The organism is Bradyrhizobium sp. CCH5-F6, assembly GCF_001556045.1.
Classification (GTDB): Bacteria; Pseudomonadota; Alphaproteobacteria; order Rhizobiales; family Xanthobacteraceae; genus Bradyrhizobium.
Genome location: NZ_LSIC01000078.1, coordinates 112,610 through 130,353, shown reverse-complemented (window position 1 = coordinate 130,353; position 17,744 = coordinate 112,610). Strand labels below are relative to the sequence as shown.

At 65.3% G+C, this 17,744-nt stretch carries 16 protein-coding genes; 13 read left to right on the top strand and 3 right to left on the bottom strand.

The annotated features are described in order from the left end of the window. The first annotated feature begins 131 nt into the window (after positions 1-131). The 5 genes from AX729_RS14795 to AX729_RS14775 all read left to right on the top strand — a co-directional run bounded on the left by AX729_RS14795 (position 132) and on the right by AX729_RS14775 (position 5,401). Positions 132-611, top strand: coding sequence for a hypothetical protein (locus tag AX729_RS14795; protein ID WP_061024273.1), 480 nt, complete (start codon positions 132-134; stop codon positions 609-611). 332 nt (positions 612-943) lie between these two features. Beyond that, complete coding sequence (locus tag AX729_RS14790) at positions 944-1,891, top strand: TAXI family TRAP transporter solute-binding subunit (protein WP_061024191.1); 948 nt, start codon at positions 944-946, stop codon at positions 1,889-1,891. A gap of 133 nt (positions 1,892-2,024) precedes the next feature. Next, positions 2,025-4,133 carry a TRAP transporter permease gene (locus AX729_RS14785; protein ID WP_061024189.1) on the top strand — a complete coding sequence of 703 codons (2,109 nt, stop codon included), beginning with the start codon at positions 2,025-2,027 and terminating at the stop codon, positions 4,131-4,133. After that, positions 4,094-4,507: a DUF1850 domain-containing protein gene (locus AX729_RS14780; protein WP_061024187.1), complete on the top strand. Its 414-nt coding sequence runs from the start codon at positions 4,094-4,096 to the stop codon at positions 4,505-4,507. The genes AX729_RS14785 and AX729_RS14780 overlap by 40 nt, the downstream gene beginning before the upstream one ends. Before the next feature lie 87 nt (positions 4,508-4,594). Then, a complete protein-coding gene (locus AX729_RS14775) occupies positions 4,595-5,401 on the top strand; it encodes an SDR family NAD(P)-dependent oxidoreductase (RefSeq protein ID WP_061024185.1) in 807 nt (268 codons plus the stop codon). A 63-nt stretch (positions 5,402-5,464) separates the two neighbouring features. Here the strand turns inward: AX729_RS14775 and AX729_RS14770 are convergent, their stop codons facing one another. Both AX729_RS14770 and AX729_RS14765 read right to left on the bottom strand, forming a co-directional pair. Continuing rightward, positions 5,465-6,235 (bottom strand): hypothetical protein, encoded by a 771-nt coding sequence (locus tag AX729_RS14770; RefSeq protein ID WP_061024183.1) that lies wholly within the window; start codon positions 6,233-6,235, stop codon positions 5,465-5,467. 93 nt (positions 6,236-6,328) lie between these two features. Then, entirely contained in the window at positions 6,329-7,873 is a 1,545-nt protein-coding gene (locus tag AX729_RS14765; protein ID WP_061024182.1) for a cation:proton antiporter, read from the bottom strand. Between the two features lie 130 nt (positions 7,874-8,003). Here AX729_RS14765 and AX729_RS14760 point away from each other — a divergent pair, with 130 nt between their 5' ends. The 5 genes from AX729_RS14760 (at position 8,004) to AX729_RS14740 (ending at position 14,138) form a co-directional block, all read left to right on the top strand. Next, positions 8,004-8,765: a tetratricopeptide repeat protein gene (locus AX729_RS14760; RefSeq protein WP_061024180.1), complete on the top strand. Its 762-nt coding sequence runs from the start codon at positions 8,004-8,006 to the stop codon at positions 8,763-8,765. 110 nt (positions 8,766-8,875) lie between these two features. Next, a complete protein-coding gene (locus AX729_RS14755) occupies positions 8,876-10,261 on the top strand; it encodes a tetratricopeptide repeat protein (RefSeq protein WP_061024178.1) in 1,386 nt (461 codons plus the stop codon). Between the two features lie 497 nt (positions 10,262-10,758). Beyond that, complete coding sequence (locus tag AX729_RS14750; RefSeq protein WP_061024176.1) at positions 10,759-12,693, top strand: propionyl-CoA synthetase; 1,935 nt, start codon at positions 10,759-10,761, stop codon at positions 12,691-12,693. Positions 12,694-12,923: 230 nt separating this feature from the next. Beyond that, positions 12,924-13,193, top strand: coding sequence for a hypothetical protein (locus AX729_RS14745; RefSeq protein WP_061024271.1), 270 nt, complete (start codon positions 12,924-12,926; stop codon positions 13,191-13,193). A gap of 195 nt (positions 13,194-13,388) precedes the next feature. After that, on the top strand, positions 13,389-14,138 hold the full coding sequence (locus AX729_RS14740; protein WP_061024269.1) for an OmpW/AlkL family protein: 750 nt from the start codon (positions 13,389-13,391) through the stop codon (positions 14,136-14,138). A 111-nt stretch (positions 14,139-14,249) separates the two neighbouring features. Here AX729_RS14740 and AX729_RS14735 read toward each other — a convergent pair whose 3' ends face one another. Next, positions 14,250-14,945, bottom strand: a complete 696-nt coding sequence (locus tag AX729_RS14735; RefSeq protein WP_061024175.1) for a DUF1013 domain-containing protein — start codon at positions 14,943-14,945, stop codon at positions 14,250-14,252. A gap of 264 nt (positions 14,946-15,209) precedes the next feature. Between AX729_RS14735 and ispH the strand changes: the two genes are divergently transcribed. The 3 genes from ispH to rnhA are packed head-to-tail and all read left to right on the top strand — an operon-like array spanning position 15,210 to position 17,629. Then, complete coding sequence (gene ispH, locus AX729_RS14730) at positions 15,210-16,178, top strand: 4-hydroxy-3-methylbut-2-enyl diphosphate reductase (RefSeq protein ID WP_061024173.1); 969 nt, start codon at positions 15,210-15,212, stop codon at positions 16,176-16,178. A gap of 6 nt (positions 16,179-16,184) precedes the next feature. Next, on the top strand, positions 16,185-17,168 hold the full coding sequence (locus tag AX729_RS14725) for a homoserine kinase (RefSeq protein WP_061024172.1): 984 nt from the start codon (positions 16,185-16,187) through the stop codon (positions 17,166-17,168). Continuing rightward, entirely contained in the window at positions 17,165-17,629 is a 465-nt protein-coding gene (gene rnhA, locus AX729_RS14720; protein ID WP_061024170.1) for a ribonuclease HI, read from the top strand. The genes AX729_RS14725 and rnhA overlap by 4 nt, the downstream gene beginning before the upstream one ends. The last annotated feature ends 115 nt before the right edge of the window (positions 17,630-17,744 follow it).

Genomic DNA, 17,744 nt, shown 5'->3' with positions numbered 1-17,744 from the left:
CTCGCGAAAGCGCCGCAGCGCGCATCACGTCTTGCCCAGCAGCTTGTGATTTTCCCTTCGTCCCCTCGCGACTATGTTCCGCTTTCCGTCTAGAACGCAACTCGACAAAATTACTGGTAGGGATGATTCGGATGCGCCATGTGATCAAGCTTTGTTGGGCTGCTGCATTGTCGTTGACGGCGCTGGCCCCGGCCGCCCGGGCCGATGATTACCAACTCAGCCACAACCAGCGCATTTCGTGCAGCCGCGGCCTCGCCCCGGGCAAGCTGAACACGGCGACCTGCAAGTCCTATACCTATCTCTTCAACACCAAGACCTCGGAATATTTCCGCTGCCAGGTTTCGCTGGCGCTGACCCGCGACAACAAGGAGGTCATCAACGTCCAGACCGACGGCGGCTGCACCAAGAAGCCGCGGATCTTCGAGACGGACGGCAAATATGATTTCGACGCGACCGAGACCGAGCCGCCGAACACCAATTCGTTCTTCGGTCCCGGCGGCTATTCGGTCTGGGCCGCCGACGTCGGCGCGCAGAAGATCCGCGGCTGCATCACCATCTCCTCCGGCCTCGGCTCCGACATCTCGAAGTGCCTGGACATGACGTTCCAGTGAGGACGCGCTCGATCGCCCACGGGCGGTGCACTCCCTCCCCCGCCTGCGGGGGAGGGTCGGGGAGAGGGTGTCTCGGCATCGGGACAATCCCCTAGAGGAGAAAGCCCTCACCCGCGCCTTCGGCGCGACCTCTCCCGCGAGCGAGCGGGAGAGGTGACGGAGCCCGCGGCGCGTGCGATTGAACCTCGCGCTGCGCCACCTCGCCGCACCCGCCGGTTCCCAAGATCGAGCCGGATCGGTCGTTCGCCGCAGTCCTGTTTTGTCTTTTGGATGGGTTGACCCGCACCCCTCATCCGGCCAATTTCGCGGCCGGTTTGGGGAGAACAACAACCATGAAACGGACGATATTCGGCGTGGCCGCGGCTCTTGCTCTGGCGGCGTCGGCGCCTTGCGCACAGGCGCAATCCTTCATCAACGTGCTGACCGGCGGCACCTCCGGCGTGTACTATCCGCTCGGGGTCGCGATCGGAAAGATCTACGGCGACAAGATTCCGAACGTGAAGACTCAGGTGCAGGCCACCAAGGCCTCGGTCGAGAATCTCATCCTGCTGCAGCAGGGGCGCGGCGAACTGGCGTTCACGCTGGGCGATTCGCTGAAAGCCGCCTGGGAGGGCGAAGAGGAGGCCGGCTTCAAGACCAAGCTCGACAAGCTCCGGACCATCGGCGCGATCTATCCGAACTACATCCAGATCGTCGCGACCGCGGACAGCGGCATCAAGACGCTCGCCGACCTCAAGGGCAAGAGCCTGTCGGTCGGGGCGCCGAAATCGGGGACCGAACTGAACTCGCGTGCGATCCTCGCCGCCGCCGGCATGAGCTACAAGGATCTCGGCAAGGTCGAATATCTGCCCTTCGCCGAATCCGTCGACCTCATGAAGAACCGGCAGCTCAACGCCACGCTGCAATCGGCCGGGCTCGGCGTCGCCTCGCTGAAGGATCTCTCGACCTCGAGCCCGATCACCGTGGTGTCGGTTCCCAAGGAGACCGTGGACAAGATCGGGCCGCCCTTCGTCTCCGCGATCATTCCGGCCAACACCTATACCGGTCAGGACAAGGACGTGCCCACCGCGGCCGTGATCAACTATCTCGTCACGAGCTCCGCCGTGTCGGACGACCTCGCCTATCAGATGACCAAGCTGGTCTATGAGTCGCTCCCCGAGCTCGTCAACGCGCATGCGGCCGGCAAGGAGATCAAGCTCGAGACCGCGGCCAATGGCAGCCCGGTTCCGCTGCATCCCGGCGCGATCCGCTATTACAAGGAAAAGGGACTGATCAAGTAATTCTCCGCTGACATTCCGGGCTCGATGCTTCGCATCGCCCCGAAACGACGGAGAACACGCAAATGCCCGGGTCGTCTGCGCGAAGACGCGCTTCTGCCCGGGCATGACGATTTCAGGGCACGGGGAAATATCGATGTCGCAGGCAGAGGCCACCCAGGCCCCCATCAAGGTCGAGTTCGACAATTTCGAGCACGGGTTTCCGGAAGGCTTCGGCCCGGGCTGGTGGGGACTGCTCGCCTACTGGATCGGAATCTCCTTTGCGACCTTCCAGCTCTATGTCGCCGCCTTCAACTATCTGCCGAGCCAAGTGGTGCGCGGCGTCCATGTCGGCTTCCTCGTTCTGCTCACCTTCGGCCTGATCGCGAACTTCACCGCCAGGAGCAATGCCGGCCGCGCGCTCGGCTGGGCGATCGGCGCTGCCGGCTTTTTCTGCGGCCTTTACCAATGGATTTTCTACGCTGACCTGATCGCCCGCGACGGCGATCCGACCCGGCTCGACCTCGTGGTCGGCACGTTGCTCGCGGTGCTGATCTTCGAGGGCACGCGGCGCCTGATGGGCGCGGCGCTGCCGCTGATGTGCGGCGCGTGCCTCCTCTACTGGTTCTTCGGGCAGTACCTGCCGTCGCCGCTCAACCATCGCGGCTATGATTTCGACCAGATCATCACGCATCTGTCGTTCGGGACCGAAGGCTTCTACGGCGTGCCGATCTACGTCTCGGCGACCTACATCTTCCTGTTCATCCTGTTCGGCTCGTTCCTGGAGCGCGCCGGCATGATCCAGCTCTTCACCGACGTCTCGCTCGGCCTGTTCGGCCGCACGCGTGGCGGACCTGCCAAGGTCGCGGTGTTCGCCTCGGGCATGATGGGCACGATTTCAGGCTCGGGCGTCGCCAACGTCGTCACCGTCGGCCAGTTCACGATTCCGCTGATGATCAGGTTCGGCTACCGCCGCGCGTTCGCGGCGGGCGTGGAGGCGACGGCGTCGATGGGCGGCCAGATCATGCCGCCGGTGATGGGCGCGGTTGCCTTCATCATGGCCGAGACGCTGGGCGTTCAGTACTCGGAGATCGTCAAGGCGGCGGCGATTCCTGCGATCCTGTATTTCGCGTCGGCCTTCTGGATGGTGCATCTGGAAGCCGGCAAGCACGGCCTCGTCGGCATGAAGCGCTCGGAGATCCCGAGCGCCTGGAAGGCGCTGGTGACGCGCTGGTATCTCGTGCTGCCGCTCGCCGCCCTCGTCTACATGCTGTTCGAGGGCTTCACGCCGCTCTATGCCGGCAGCATGGGCCTTGCGCTGACCGTGACGCTGATCCTTGGCACCGCCATCACGGCCGGCGTCTCCGCGACGGCGATTCGCTACATCTTCTGGATCGGGCTCGCGCTCGTGGTCGCCGCGCTGTCGCGCGACGGCTTGCAGATCGTGCCGGTCGCAAGCGTCGTGGTCGGCCTGATCGTGATCACGGCTTTCGTCCGCGGCGGCTTTGCGGCCTTGCGCGCCTGCCGCGATGCGCTGGCCGAGAGCGCGAAATCCGCCATCACCGTCGGCATGGCCTGCGCCATCGTGGGCGTCATCATCGGCATGATGTCGCAGACCGGCGTCGGCACCATCTTCGGCGGCTGGGTGATCGGGCTCGGCGAGAAGAGCCTGTTCCTGGCGCTGGTCATGACCATGCTGCTGTCGATCCTGCTCGGCACCGGCATCCCGACCATCCCGACCTACATCATCACCGCCGCGCTCGCCGCGCCGGCGCTCGCGAAACTCGGCGTGCCCCTGATCGCAAGCCACATGTTCGCGTTCTACTACGGCATCATGGCCGACCTGTCCCCGCCGGTGGCGCTCGCCGCGCTCGCGGCGGCGCCGATCGCCAAGGAGAATCCGGACAAGATCGGCTGGGAGGCGATGCGCATCGCGCTCGCCGGCTATGTCATCCCCTTCATCTTCGTCTATTCGCCGGCCTTGATGCTCCAGGCTGGCGATCCCATGGCGGCCAAGCTCGGCTTCTACGGCGCGGTGGCGCTGGCGGGCTTGAAGGCGCTGGTGGCGATCGGCCTGTTCGGCATGGTCGCGATCGGCTTCCTGTTCACGCGAATGACGCTGATCGAACGCCTGGTCGCGCTCGGCGCCGCGTTCTGCCTGCTCGGCGAATTCCCGTTCAGCGATACCGCCGGCTTCGTGCTCGCTGCGGCGCTGGCGCTGTGGCAATGGCGGCAGCGGCCGCCGAGAGCGGTCGAGGCGGTGTGAGCCTCTGCTTCGCAATGGCATCAGGCGTGAAGGCGCTGGCGCTGTCCGCCTTCACGCTGTCCTGGACGCATTCGATCGCGAAGGTCGAATGGCAGGAAGACTGGCGCATCACGCCCGCCGGCCTCGAACTGGTGCAGGCCCGCGTCAAAGGCACGGGCCCCGGCATGGAGCCGCCGCCCGAGGCGCGGCTCGTTGATGGCTGGTTTCAATGGCGGCCGCAGCGTCCGGCGATGCACGAGGTCGTGCTTGGTAACTCGGGCGCTGCCGGTGAATGGCGGCTATGCCATGACGGGGCGTGCCAGACGTTGTCCGAGATTGTCGGACACCCCATTGGTGCTAACGTCACGACGATGAAGATCTGCAACGATCCGTAGCCCGGATGAGCGAAGCGACATCCGGGAACGGCGGCCCCGGATGTCGCTGCGCTCATCCGGGCTACAAAAAAAAACGGGAGACACGCGATGGATCGGCTCAAGGGCAAGGTTGCGATGGTGGTGGGTGCCGGCTCGATCGGGCCGGGCTGGGGCAACGGCAAGGCGACCGCGGTGACGTTCGCGCGCGAGGGTGCGCAGGTGTTCTGCGTCGATCGCAACGGTGCTGCAGCGGAAGAGACCGCGAAGATCATCACCGACGAGGGCGGCAAGGCAACGGCGTTCACGGCCGACGTCTCGCGGCCTGCCGAGATCGAGGCGATGGTCGCGGCGTGCCTGAAGACCTATGGCCGCATCGACGTGCTCGACAACAATGTCGGCATCGCCGAGATGGGCAGCGTGGTCGAGGTGAGCGAGGAAAGCTGGGACCGCGTCTTCAGCGTCAACCTCAAGAGCGCCTATCTCACCATGAAGCACGTCATCCCCGTCATGGTGAGGCAGGGCGGCGGCTCGATCATCAACATCTCCTCGATCGCCTCGATCCGCCACATGGGGATCTCCTACGTCACCTATGGCACCTCGAAGGCGGCGATGAACATGATGACGCGCACCACGGCGGTCGAGTTCGCGCCCCATCATGTGCGGGTGAACGCGATCCTGCCGGGCCTGATGAAGACGCCCATGGTTGCGCATTCCGCCGGTCTTGCCGCCAGCTACGCCAGCGGCGACGTCGACGAGATGTGGCGCAAGCGCGATGCGCAGGTGCCGATGGGCCACATGGGTGACGCCTGGGACGTGGCGAATGCAGCGCTGTTCCTGGCGTCGGACGAGTCGAAATATGTGACGGGCATCGAGCTCGTGGTCGACGGCGGAATCACGTGCAAGGCGGGGGCCTAGGCTTCGCCTCATGCTCCGTCGTCGTCCCGGATCTGCGCTTCGCTTGTCCGGGACGACACCGAGCTACTGCGCCAGCGCCAGGATGCCTCCGGCGAACGCATGCCATGCCGCCGTCTCGCTGATCGGCCAGTTCAGCACCTTCACTGCCAGCAGCGCGAGCGTGCCGTAGATGTAGACCGGATGCACGCGGCCTTCGGTGCGCCAGTCGCGCACCATGGCGACGACGAGCAGGAGGGAAGCGACGACAGCCGGCGCAATCGTCACGGGCACCGGCGGCGGGCCGGGCGGTCCTGATGGGGCGAGGAACGTCAGGAACCAGCGCGCGATCGGGGCATCGAGGATCGAGACCGCCGCGAGCAGCATCAGGCGCCTGTGAATCTCGGGCCTGCGCGTGTTCATGATCGCCAACGCGAACACGACGGCGAAGAACGCGATGCCGCTCATCGGCACGATCGAGAAGCTGATGCCGGCGTCGGTTTGCCCCAGCGCGGCAGCGTGCTTCATCGAGGTGACCGAGGCGAGGAAGCCGAAGATCGTCATCGCGGTGGCGAGCGAGACGCCGGCGATCCCGAGCGCGCGATGATTGATCACGCGGCCGGAGGCCGCGAGCCAGGTCTGGATTACGAAGTAGAGTGTCCAGGTGAAGAACAAGAATCCGTGAAAATGAATCACGGGGCTCGCTGATAGCGCGCCGCGGGCGAGCGGCATCCAATAGGTCGGTGCGAAGCCGAGAAACGCAGTGGCCGCGCAGGCCAGGGACATGTTCAGATAAAAATATCGTGCAGGCGACGCATCACGCGCGCGGACACGACGGTCGTCGGTCAGAGTGGTCATGAGGGGTGAGTCTGGGGAAGGGCGGTTTGGTTCAAGCCCGATCGTCGCCTCGGATCGGCCGGGCGCTTCTGCGCGCTTGCGCGGGCTGTCGGCTCATCCCCCCGCGCTCAATTCCGCGCGATCGAGCTCTTCCTCGAGCCGGTGGAATGCGTCGTCGCCGATCACCTCGGTGGCGCGGAGATCGAAGATCGATCTGCGCGCGGCCTCGATCGCACGGCGGCGCAGCGGATCGGCGGGCAATTCGCCATTGGCAATGCCGCCGTTCGGATCGGTCTCGGCCTGCATCAGGATGGCGCGGTATTCCAGCCGCAGGATTTCCGCCTCCTCCGACGGATCGCTCTCGATGGCGTCGAGCGCGGCGCGATAGGCAACGGCCCGCCCGCGGGCGACCTCGACGCCGACCGGATCATCGTCCTCGAGGTTGAAGGCGAGGATCAGCGGCCGCAGCGTCAGGCCCTGGATCACCAGCGAGCCCAGCACCACCGCAAACGCGATGAAGACGATGAAGTCGCGATAGGGAAAGTTCTCCGGCAGGGCAAAGGCAGCGGCGAGCGTGACGAGGCCGCGCATGCCGCACCAGGAGATGATGAGTCCGCCCCTCGCCGAGGCGACCTGTTTCGGATCCTTCGGATGGTAGATCCCGCGCGCGACCAGCGCGCGCAACGTGGCGCGGTAGAACGTCACCCAGAACAGCCGCACCAGCACCACGGTGAGCAGGATCCAGCCGGCGGCCACGCAATATTCCCAGCGCACGTCCGCGTCCAGCCGCGTCCAGATCGGCCGCATCTGCATGCCGATCAGCATGAAGGCGAGCACGTTGAGCACGAACACCATCGTCTCCCAGACCGCATAGGACGGCACCCGCAGCCGCGCCGGCATGCGTGCCGGCGCCGTGCGTGCGATCGCTATGGCATAGACCACGATGGTGAGGATGCCGGAGAGGCCGAGGTGCTCGGCGGCGATCCAGATCATGAAGGTGGTGGCGAACTGCACGATGATGGCGCTCGGGGCCTCCGTCACGCGCTCCATGATCGGCAGGATGATGCGGGCCGCGACCAGGCCGGCGATGACGCTGCCGACCAGGGCCAGCGCCATGGTCGGCGCGACCTGGCTCCATGTCAGATGCTGGGTGGCGACTGCGCCGACCGCGATGCGATAGATCAGAAGCGCGCTGGCGTCGTTGAGCAGGCTCTCGCCCTCCAGCACCTTCACCATGCGGTGGGGCAGCTTCACCTGGCTCAGGATCGCGACGGCAGCGGCCGCATCCGGCGGCGCCACGATCGCGCCGAGCGCGATCGCGGCGGCCCAGGGCATGTCGGGCATCAGCCGGTGCGCGACATAGGCCACGGCGGCCGTGGTCAGGCCGACTGCGGCGACGACGAGGGTCGAGACGGGAACCCAGTTGTTGCGGAGATCGCGCAGCGAGGTGTCGAAGGCCGCATCGAGCAGGACCGGCGCGACGAAAAGGGCCAGCGCCAGGTCCGGCTCCAGCGTCCAGGACGGACTCGACGGCACGAAGGCGATCAGAGCGCCGCCGACGGCGAGAAAGGTCGGGTAGGGGACCTTGATCCGCCGCGCCAACGCCGATAAGCCAACGGCGCCGAGCAGAAGCGCGATGATCCATTCGAATGTCGACACGTTGATCCCCCGAAGCCGATCTGAGCGGCGCCACGAGCTGGCAGCAATCCCGCCGTATGATGGATAGTACGGTCCCAAGGCAAGACCTCAAAAGAAACCCCTGAGACAAGACCTTCCAACGGCAACGAGCATGCGTCTTCTCATTCACCTGTTCGGCGCCGGGCTGCTGCTCTACGCAACTTCGCTCGCCCCGGCCGATGCGGCGACCGGCGGCGAGCCGGTCGCCGTGACGCAGGTCGATCTCGCGCTCTGTCTCGCGGCGACCGCGGCCGATGACATGGACAAGGCTGCCACTGCCTGCGCTGCCGTGATCGACAATGAGAAGACGGCGAAGGAGGATCTGATTAAGGCGCTGATCGCGCGCGGCGCGCTCCATGCGCGGCACGACCAGGTTGACCGTGCCATCGCCGACGATAGCCGTGCTCTTGAGCTCGATCCGGGCCTTGCGGATATCTTCAACGCGCGCGGCGAGCTCTGGCTGAAGAAGGGCGACAAGCCCAGGGCGGTGCAGGATTTCGGCGCAGCCCTCAGAATCGATCCGAACCAGGAAAAGGCCAAGGCCAATCACAAGGCGATGGCGCGCGAGCTCGAGCGAATCGGCGCGCAGATGGCGGTCGCCGGCAAGCCCAGCTTCAGTTGCGCGCGAGCGCGTCGCGCGGTGGAAAGGGCGATCTGCGGCAATCGCGAGCTCGCCGATCTCGATCGCGAGGTCTTTGCCTCCAATGCCCGTGCCATCCGCCAGGCGCGCAATGCGGGCGAGGCCAAAGCGCTCCAGCGCGAGCAGGATGAATTCATCGCGCGCCGCAACGCCGATTTCGGTCGGGCGGGCTATGACCTCAAGAAGGCGATGCAGGACCGCTTGAAAAGGCTGAACGGGGGCGACGGATACTGACGGGCCTTCGCCAGAGGCAAGTCCGGGCATGGGCTGGACGGCGCCGAATTGAACCCGTCCGAGGCCAGGTGCGACAATGGAGAGAACCCGACGTCACGGAGCCCTATGCCATGTGCGGCACCCCAGCCTCCGCGCAAGCGCTTTCGCCTGCCAAAATCCCGCTTCGCGCCTTCTTCCTCGGCGCGGCAATGTGCCTTGTTCTCGCTTCCCCAGCCTCGGCGAGCGCCGAATGCGTGCTGGGCAGCAAGGCTGCCCCGGCCGAATTGATCCCGGCGTGCAGCGCCATCATCGACAAGCCCGAAAATCCAGCCTCCGACCGGAGCGCGGCCCTCGTCGTCCGCGCCGAGGCCAATGCGAGAACCCTTGGAGGCCAGTCACAGGCGCTGCGCGATCTGGACCGCGCCATCGCGCTCGACGGCAAGAACGCAAAAGCCTGGCGCCTGCGCGGCGACCTCCTGCGCGAGGCCGGCGGCAATCTCAACCGCGCCGCGGCCGATTTGACCAAGGCGATCGAGCTCGATCCGCAGGATGCGGAGGCTTACGAGTCGCGCGGCGTGGTCTACACCAATCAGCGCCGGCTCGATCGCGCGCTCGCCGATTACGACCAGGCCATCAAGCTGAAGCCGGACGATGCGCAAGCCTGGTCCGACCGCGGCGTTGCCTACTATCTCGGCGGCGACAACGAAAAAGCGATCAGGAATTTCGACGAGGCGTTGCGGCTCGACCCCAACCGGCCGCGCACCTACACCAACCGCGGCGCGGCCTGGAAGAAGCTCGGCCAGCACGACAAGTCCGTCGCCGACAACACCGAGGCCATCAGGCTCGACCCCAAGCAGCCGGAATATTACGACAATCGCGGCCTCGCCTATGCCGCGATGGGCGAGTACGACAAGGCCATCGCCGATTACGACGAGGCGATCCGGCGTGAGCGGCGCGCCAACTTCCTGACCAACCGCGGCGATTCCTACCAGTTCAAGGGCGAGCTCGGGGCTGCGCTGAGCGACTATGATGCCGCGCTCGAGCTCGATCCGAACTTTGCGAAGACCTACAACAACCGCGCCGTGCTCTACAAGAAAATGAGCGAGCGCAAGAAGGCGCTGGCGGACTACGAGACGGCGCTGAAGCTCGATCCGGGCAACGAGAATGCCGCCAACGGCCGCCGCGCCATGATCGCCGAGATCGCGAAGTTCGGTGCCGAGCCGCTGCGTCCGCTGAATGCGGTTTCCGGCAACGGCCCGTCCTTCGATTGCGCGACGGCGAAACGCGAGGTCGAGAAGGTGATCTGCGCCGATCCGCAGCTCGGCGTGCTCGACCGCCAGATCGCCGAGGCCTACGAGCGCGTGCTGAGGCTGGCGAACAAGCGCTCCGCCGGCGATTTGCGCAGGACCCAGCGCGAATTCCTGGCCACTCGCAACGCCAGCTTCGGCCGCCCCGACTATGATCTGAAGAAGATCATGCAGCAGCGGCTGCAGAAGCTGAACGCGATGGAGAGCTGAGAAGCGTTCCGCATTCGTCGTCTCTCCCCGCTCGCGGCAGGGCTATCGCACTTGAGGACCTTTCCCTGCGGCCATCCTTCGAGACGCCCGCCTTTGGCGGGCCCTCAGGAATGAGGACTGAGTGTGCGCTAGCAGTTTCAGCGGGCCCCAATGCCACTCAGCTTCATCCTGAGGAGACCGCGAAGCGGTCGTCTCGAAGGACGAGGCGCTCGCTCAGTCCCCGCCGAGAACTCGCATGCGATAGCCCAGCGGCTTGCGGGGGCTCCACTGCCACAGTCCTTTCGCGGCCCTACACCCCGCGAGCGTGGCGAGGGAATGTACCGCCCCGCGGCGTCTGCTGTGTCTTCCCCGAAAAGCCCGTCCTTTTGAGCTTGAACCGCGGCCCGTTCCCGCGAAAATAGGCCCACAACAAGGCCGGCAATTGATCCTGGTCATGGCGGGGCGCCTGTCCTGCCACAAGGGTCGGCGGCAGGCGAACAAAGGCACGGGAGCGCGGGATGAACGTCCAGGGAAACGTCGAAGGAAACGTCGACGGGAAAAGCCGTTATCATGAGGTCCACGCGCGCTCGCTGGCCGATCCCGAAGGCTTCTGGGTCGAAGCGGCGAAGGAGATCGACTGGATCGAGCCTGCGACGAAGATCTTCGATCCCTCGCAAGGAACCTATGGCCGCTGGTTTGCCGGCGGCGTCGTCAACACCTGCTACAACGCGCTCGACCGCCATGTCGAACGCGGCCGCGCCGACCAGGTCGCGCTGATCCACGATTCGCCGCTGACCAATTCGGTCACCAAACTCACCTATGCCGAACTGCTGAGCGAGGTCCAGGCGCTCGCCGCCGTCATGCAGGACTTCGGTGTCACCAAGGGCGACCGTGTCATTCTCTATATGCCGATGGTGCCGGAGGCGGTGGTCGCGATGCTCGCCTGTGCGCGGCTCGGCGCGGTCCACTCCGTGGTGTTCGGCGGCTTTGCCGCGAAGGAGCTCGCCACGCGCATCGACGACGCGCAGCCGAAGCTGATCCTGTCCGCAAGCTGCGGCATCGAGCCCGGCCGAATCGTGCAGTACAAGCCGCTGCTCGACGAGGCGATCAGGCTTGCCGGCAGCAAGCCGAAGGCCTGCATCGTGTTGCAGCGTCCCCAGCTCACCTGCGAGATGACGCCAAGTCGCGATTACGACTGGGCGAGCCTGCGCCGCAAGGCGCTGAACGACGGCAAGAAAGCTCCTTGCGTTCCTGTCGCCGCGACCGATCCGCTCTACATTCTCTACACCTCGGGCACCACGGGGATTCCCAAGGGCGTCGTGCGCGACAATGGCGGGCACCTCGTCGCGGTGAAATGGTCGATGTTCAACCTCTACGGCGTCAAGCCGGGCGAGGTGTGGTGGTGCGCCTCCGATATCGGCTGGGTGGTCGGCCACAGCTACATCGTCTACGGCCCGCTCATTCATGGCGCGACCACGATCATGTACGAGGGCAAGCCGGTCGGCACGCCCGATGCCGGCGCATTCTGGCGTGTGATCTCCGAGCACAAGGCGGTGGCGTTGTTCACCGCGCCGACGGCGTTCCGCGCCATCCGGAAGGATGATCCGGAAGGCAAGTTCATCCGGCAGTATGATCTGTCGAAGTTCCGCACGTTGTTCCTCGCCGGCGAACGCGCTGATCCGCCGACGGTGGAGTGGGCGGAGCAGCAGCTGAAGGTGCCGGTGATCGATCATTGGTGGCAGACCGAGACCGGCTGGTGCATTGCCGGCAATCCGGTCGGGCTCGGCATGCTGCCGGTGAAGCACGGCTCGCCGACGGTGCCGATGCCGGGCTACCAGGTCGACGTGGTCGATGAAGCGGCAAAGCCGGTCGGCCCCAACACCATGGGCTCGATCGTCATCAAGCTGCCGATGCCGCCTGGCTGCTTGCCGACGCTGTGGCATCAGGACGAGCGCTTCAAGGAGGCTTACCTCAGCGAATTCCCCGGCTACTACAAGACCTCTGACGCCGGCTACAAGGACGAGGACGGCTATGTCTTCGTCATGGGCCGCACCGACGACATCATCAATGTCGCCGGCCATCGGCTCTCGACCGGCGGCATGGAGGAGATTTTGGCCTCGCATCCGGACGTCGCCGAATGCGCCGTGCTCGGCGTCAAGGACGCGATCAAGGGCGAGGTGCCCTGCGGCTTCCTGGTGTTGAAAGCGGGCGTGACGCGCGCGCCCGCCGCGATCGAGAAGGAGATCATCGCACTGGTTCGCGACAAGCTCGGCCCGGTCGCCGCCTTCAAGCTCGCAATCACCGTCGGCCGCCTGCCCAAGACGCGCTCCGGAAAGATCCTGCGCGGCACCATCAAGAAGATCGCCGACGGCGAGTCCTGGACCATGCCGGCGACGATCGAGGATCCCAAGGCGCTCGACGAGATCGGAGAGGCGCTGAAGGGGAGGGTGTGACGCTAACGCCATTTGCCCGCGAGGCGTGAAGCCGCCCCACCAATTGCTACTGTCATCGCCCGCGAAGGCGGGCGATCCAGTATTCCAGAGACGGTGAGGTTAGAGCCGAGAGGCCGCAGCGTACTGGATTCCCCGCTTTCGCGGGGAATGACACCGGGCGGGAGCGGCGTCCAGGGACTTACATTCTCCCCATTCCGCGCTAAACAGTGCCGGCCAACAAGGGACCCCTGATGCCGCTTTCCGCCGCGCCGCGCCTGCTGATCGCTTTAGCTCTCGCCATCGCTCTCTCCGCCTGTTCCGCGCGTTACCAGACGCCGGTGGCGGTCGGCGGCGACGACGATGATGCGGTCTGCCAGAGCCGGGGCTATGCGCAGGGCTCGCCGGAATACGTGGCCTGCCGCAAGGACCGCGACGTCCAGCGCAATGCTGCTACCGCGCGTGCCGACCGCCGTCAGCGTGATCTCGGCGAGTACATGCTGAACCATCCTGAGCGGCCGTGATGTTGTGAGGCTCGGCACTATGATGCCGCGCCACGCGCCTCGCATTCGCGTTTTCCGTGACACATCTGCAACGTCGCACCCAAATCGTGGCGCGTTTGTCCTGATTTGATCGGCATCAAATCCTTCGCCATCCCCTTTCTGCTCTGACGCTGATGTCGCGCAACGATGCGCGAGAGATGGCTGAAGGGGATTGAAATGCAGAGAACGACGAGAAACCTGGCGCGGCTCGCCACGATTGGCGCGATGCTCGTGGGCACTTTTGCCTCGGCGCAGGCGGCCGATTTGCCGGTCTACAAGAAGGCGCCGCCGCCGCCGGTGGAGGCGTTCAATCCCTGGATGGTGCGTCTGCGGGTGCTCGGCGTGCTGCCGGATGGGGGCGGGAGCACCGTCAATGTCGCGGGCGTGCCTTCGCTGTCGTCGCCGAATTCCGGCCTCTCGATCAGCGATCAGGTGGTCCCCGAGCTCGATATCAGCTATTTCTTCACCAAGAACATCGCGGCCGAGCTGATCCTCGGCGTGACCAGGCACTCAATCAGCGGCACCGGCTCGCTCGCGAACCTCCCGATCGGCAAGACCACCCTGCTGCCGCCGACGCTGACGCTGCAATATCACTTCGACAATTTCGGCGCGTTCAAGCCCTATATCGGCGCGGGCGTGAACTACACCGTGTTCTTCAACAACTCCGCTGCGAATACGCCGGCAGCGATCGTCGGCCCGCCCGCGATCGTCGCCACCACCACCAACCTGCACGTCAGCAACGCCTGGGGCGGCGCCGTCCAGTTCGGCTTCGACTACATGATCGACCGGCACTGGGGTCTCAACGTCGACGTCAAGAAGCTCTGGCTGCGTCCGAACTACTCGGCGACCGTCGCCGGCCTGCCGGTCACCGGCACCGCGCATATCGATCCGTGGCTGGTCGGCGTCGGTGTGACGTACAAGTTCTGAGGGGTATCAGGAGAGCGCTGCACGACAGCGGGGGCTGGGGCGCACAAACGAAACGCGGCGGGTTTTCCCGCCGCGCTTTATTGCATTCGGATGCAGACGAAGAGCGGAGCCTTACTCCTCCTCGCCTTCGTGCTTCTTGCCGCCGAGCGTCTTCAGCTTGGCGAACACGGCGTCGACGTTGAGATCGTCGCCGGACTTCTCCGCCGGCTCGTACTCGTCCTTGCGCGTGGTCTCGGAGGCCGGCAGCAGGGTGGCGCCACCGTAGGCTGCGTCGATCGGCTTTTCCTTGGCCGCGCGCTGCACCTCGAAATCGAGTTCGATCTGCGAGCACAGGCCGAGGGTGACGGGGTCGATCGGGGTCAGGGACGAGGTGTTCCAATGGGTCCGGTCGCGCACGCTCGCGATCGTGCTCTTGGTGGTGCCCACCAGGCGCATGATCTGGGCGTCCTTGAGTTCCGGATGGTTGCGCAGCAGCCAGAGGATGGCGCTCGGGCGCTCGTGGCGGCGCGAGACCGGGGTGTAGCGCGGTCCCTTGCGCTTGGGCTGGGGCGGCAGCACCACCTTGCTCTCCTGGAGGCGGAGCCGGTAATCCGGGTTCTTCTCACCCTTTTCGATCTCCTCGCGCGTCAGCTGGCCGTTGGAGAGGGGATCCATGCCCTTGATGCCCTGGGCCGCGTCGCCATCGGCGATCGCGCGCACCTCGAGGGGATGCATCTTGGTGAAATCGGCGACCTGGTCGAAGGTCAGCGCGGTGTTGTCGAGCAGCCAGACGGCGGTCGCCTTGGGCATCAGAGGTGCGTTGCTCATGGCAAATCTCCTTTGTGCTTCGCCCACCCCTCTGGAGGCGAAACCGGTGGTCATCAGCGATGACAGGGAATTCGCGCTATATAATCCCGGAGGGGGCAGCCATGCAATGGTTCTGCTATGGATAGTGCCTTGACACCGCCCGAAAGGGGGCCCAATTCCCTTTGAACCGGTGTAAGGTTCAAGCCGACCGTATTAAGCCCTTTCCCATCCATCGACCGCCCCCGCCAGAAGGCGAAACGGGTGATTCGGTCCCGAGATCGCTCAATGTCAGCCAAACCAGACCTCAAGATCGTGCTTTGTTCTCCCCGTGGCTTCTGCGCCGGGGTGGTCCGGGCGATCGACACCGTGGAGCGGGCGCTCGATAAGTACGGCGCCCCCGTCTATGTTCGCCACGAGATTGTGCACAACAAATACGTCGTCGACGGGTTGAAGAAGAAGGGCGCCATTTTCGTCGAGGAGCTTGCCGAAATCCCGGAAAATACCACTGCCCCGGTGGTGTTCTCGGCCCACGGCGTGCCGAAGTCGGTTCCGGCCGATGCCCAGTCCCGCAATCTGTTCTCGCTGGACGCGACCTGCCCGCTGGTCACCAAGGTGCATCGCGAGGCTGCGATTCATTTCAAGCGCGGCCGCGAGATCTTCCTGATCGGCCACTCCCATCATCCCGAGGTGGTCGGCACGCTTGGTCAGCTTCCGCCCGGCGCCGTGACCCTGATCGAGACCGCCGAGGACGCCAAGACCATCACGCCGAAGGACCCCAACAACCTCGCCTTCGTGACCCAGACCACGCTGTCGATCGACGACACCGCGGAGATCGTGGCGCTGCTCAAGGAGCGCTTCCCGAACATCAACGGCCCGCACAAGGAAGACATCTGCTACGCCACCACCAACCGCCAGCTCGCGGTGAAGAAGGTGGCGCCGGTGGTGGACGCCCTGATCGTGGTCGGCGCTCCGAACTCGTCGAACTCGCAGCGACTGCGCGAGGTTGCCGAGCGCGAGGGCTGCAAGATCGCGGTGCTCGCGCAACGCGCCACCGACATCGACTGGACCAGGTTCGGCAACATCACCAGCCTCGGCATCACGGCAGGCGCGTCCGCGCCGGAAGTGATCGTCGAGGAGATCATGGATGCCTTCGCCGAGCGCTACACGCTGCACGTGGAGACGGTCTCGGCCGCGGAGGAGAACGAGTTCTTCCCGCTGCCGCGTCAGGTGCGCCCCGAAGCTGCCGCCGAGTAGACCTTTATGGCGGTCTACACCGACGTCGCCGCCGACGAGCTAGCGGATTTCCTGAAACAATACGATCTTGGCGAATTGCTCTCCTACAAGGGCATCGCCGAGGGCGTCGAGAACACCAACTTCCTGCTGCACACCGGCAAGGGCTCGTTCATCCTCACGCTCTACGAGAAGCGCGTGGCGAAGAACGATCTGCCGTTCTTCCTCGCGCTGATGGCGCATCTGGCCGAGCATGGCGTCAACTGCCCGCTGCCGGTGAAGGGACGGGATGGCGAAGCATTGCGCGAGCTGGCAGGCCGGCCCGCCGCGATCATCACCTTTCTCGAAGGCATCTGGCCGCGCAAGCCGAACGTGACCCATTGCGCCGGGGTCGGCGAGGGGCTGGCCAGGATGCATCTGGCCGGCGCGAATTTTGCGATCAAGCGCGCCAATGCGCTCTCGGTCGCGGGCTGGCGGCCGTTGTTCGATGCGGCGTCAAACCGCGCCGACGAGGTGCAGCCGGGCCTGCGCGGTTTTCTTGCCGCCGAACTCGATTATCTCTCCAGCGGGGTCTGGCCCACCAATCTGCCGCAGGGCGTGATCCACGCCGACCTCTTCAACGACAACGTCTTCTTCCTCGGCGACAAACTCTCCGGGATCATCGACTTCACCTTCGCCTGCAACGACATGCTGGCCTATGACGTCGCGATCTGCCTCAACGCCTGGTGCTTCGAGCCGGATCATTCCCTCAACGTCACCAAGGCGCGTGCCTTCCTCAATGCTTACGGCCGCGTGCGCAAGCTGAGCGAAGCCGAGGAGGCCGCGCTGCCGCTGCTGGCGCGCGGCGCTGCGATCCGCTTCCTGCTGACGCGGCTGGTCGACTGGCTCAACGTGCCGCCGGGCGCGCTGGTCAAGCCGAAGGATCCCCTGGAATATGCCCGCAAGCTGCGCTTCCACCAGAGCGTGACGAGCGTGCGCGATTATGGGTTGATGCCGTCGGGGCTGGTGGCGTGAGCGAGCTTCCCGTTGTCACGATCTATACCGACGGTGCCTGCTCGGGAAATCCGGGGCCGGGCGGCTGGGGCGCGATCCTGAAGTTCGGCGACAAGGAAAAGGAGCTGAACGGCGGCGAGCGCCATACCACCAACAACCAGATGGAGCTGATGGCGGCGATCTCGGCGCTGGAGGCGCTGAAGAAGCCGTGCACGGTCGATCTCTACACCGACAGCCAGTATGTCCGGCAGGGCATCACGGGCTGGATCTTCGGCTGGAAGCGCAACGGCTGGCGCACCGCCGACAAGAAGCCGGTGAAGAATGTCGAGCTATGGCAGCGCCTGGATGCCGCGCTGAAGCAGCACGAGGTTCGCTGGCACTGGGTCAAGGGCCACGCCGGCCATCCCGAGAACGAGCGCGCCGATCAATTGGCGCGGGACGGGATCGTGAAGGCGAGGTTGCAGCAGCGGGTGGCGGAGTAGGCGGGCCGAAGTCGCCGGTGCCGCCTCATTCTCAACTGTCATCGCCCGGCTTGGCCGGGCGATCCAGTATTCCAGAGACGGTTGTGATTGAGCGAGAAGCCTCTGCGTACTGGAT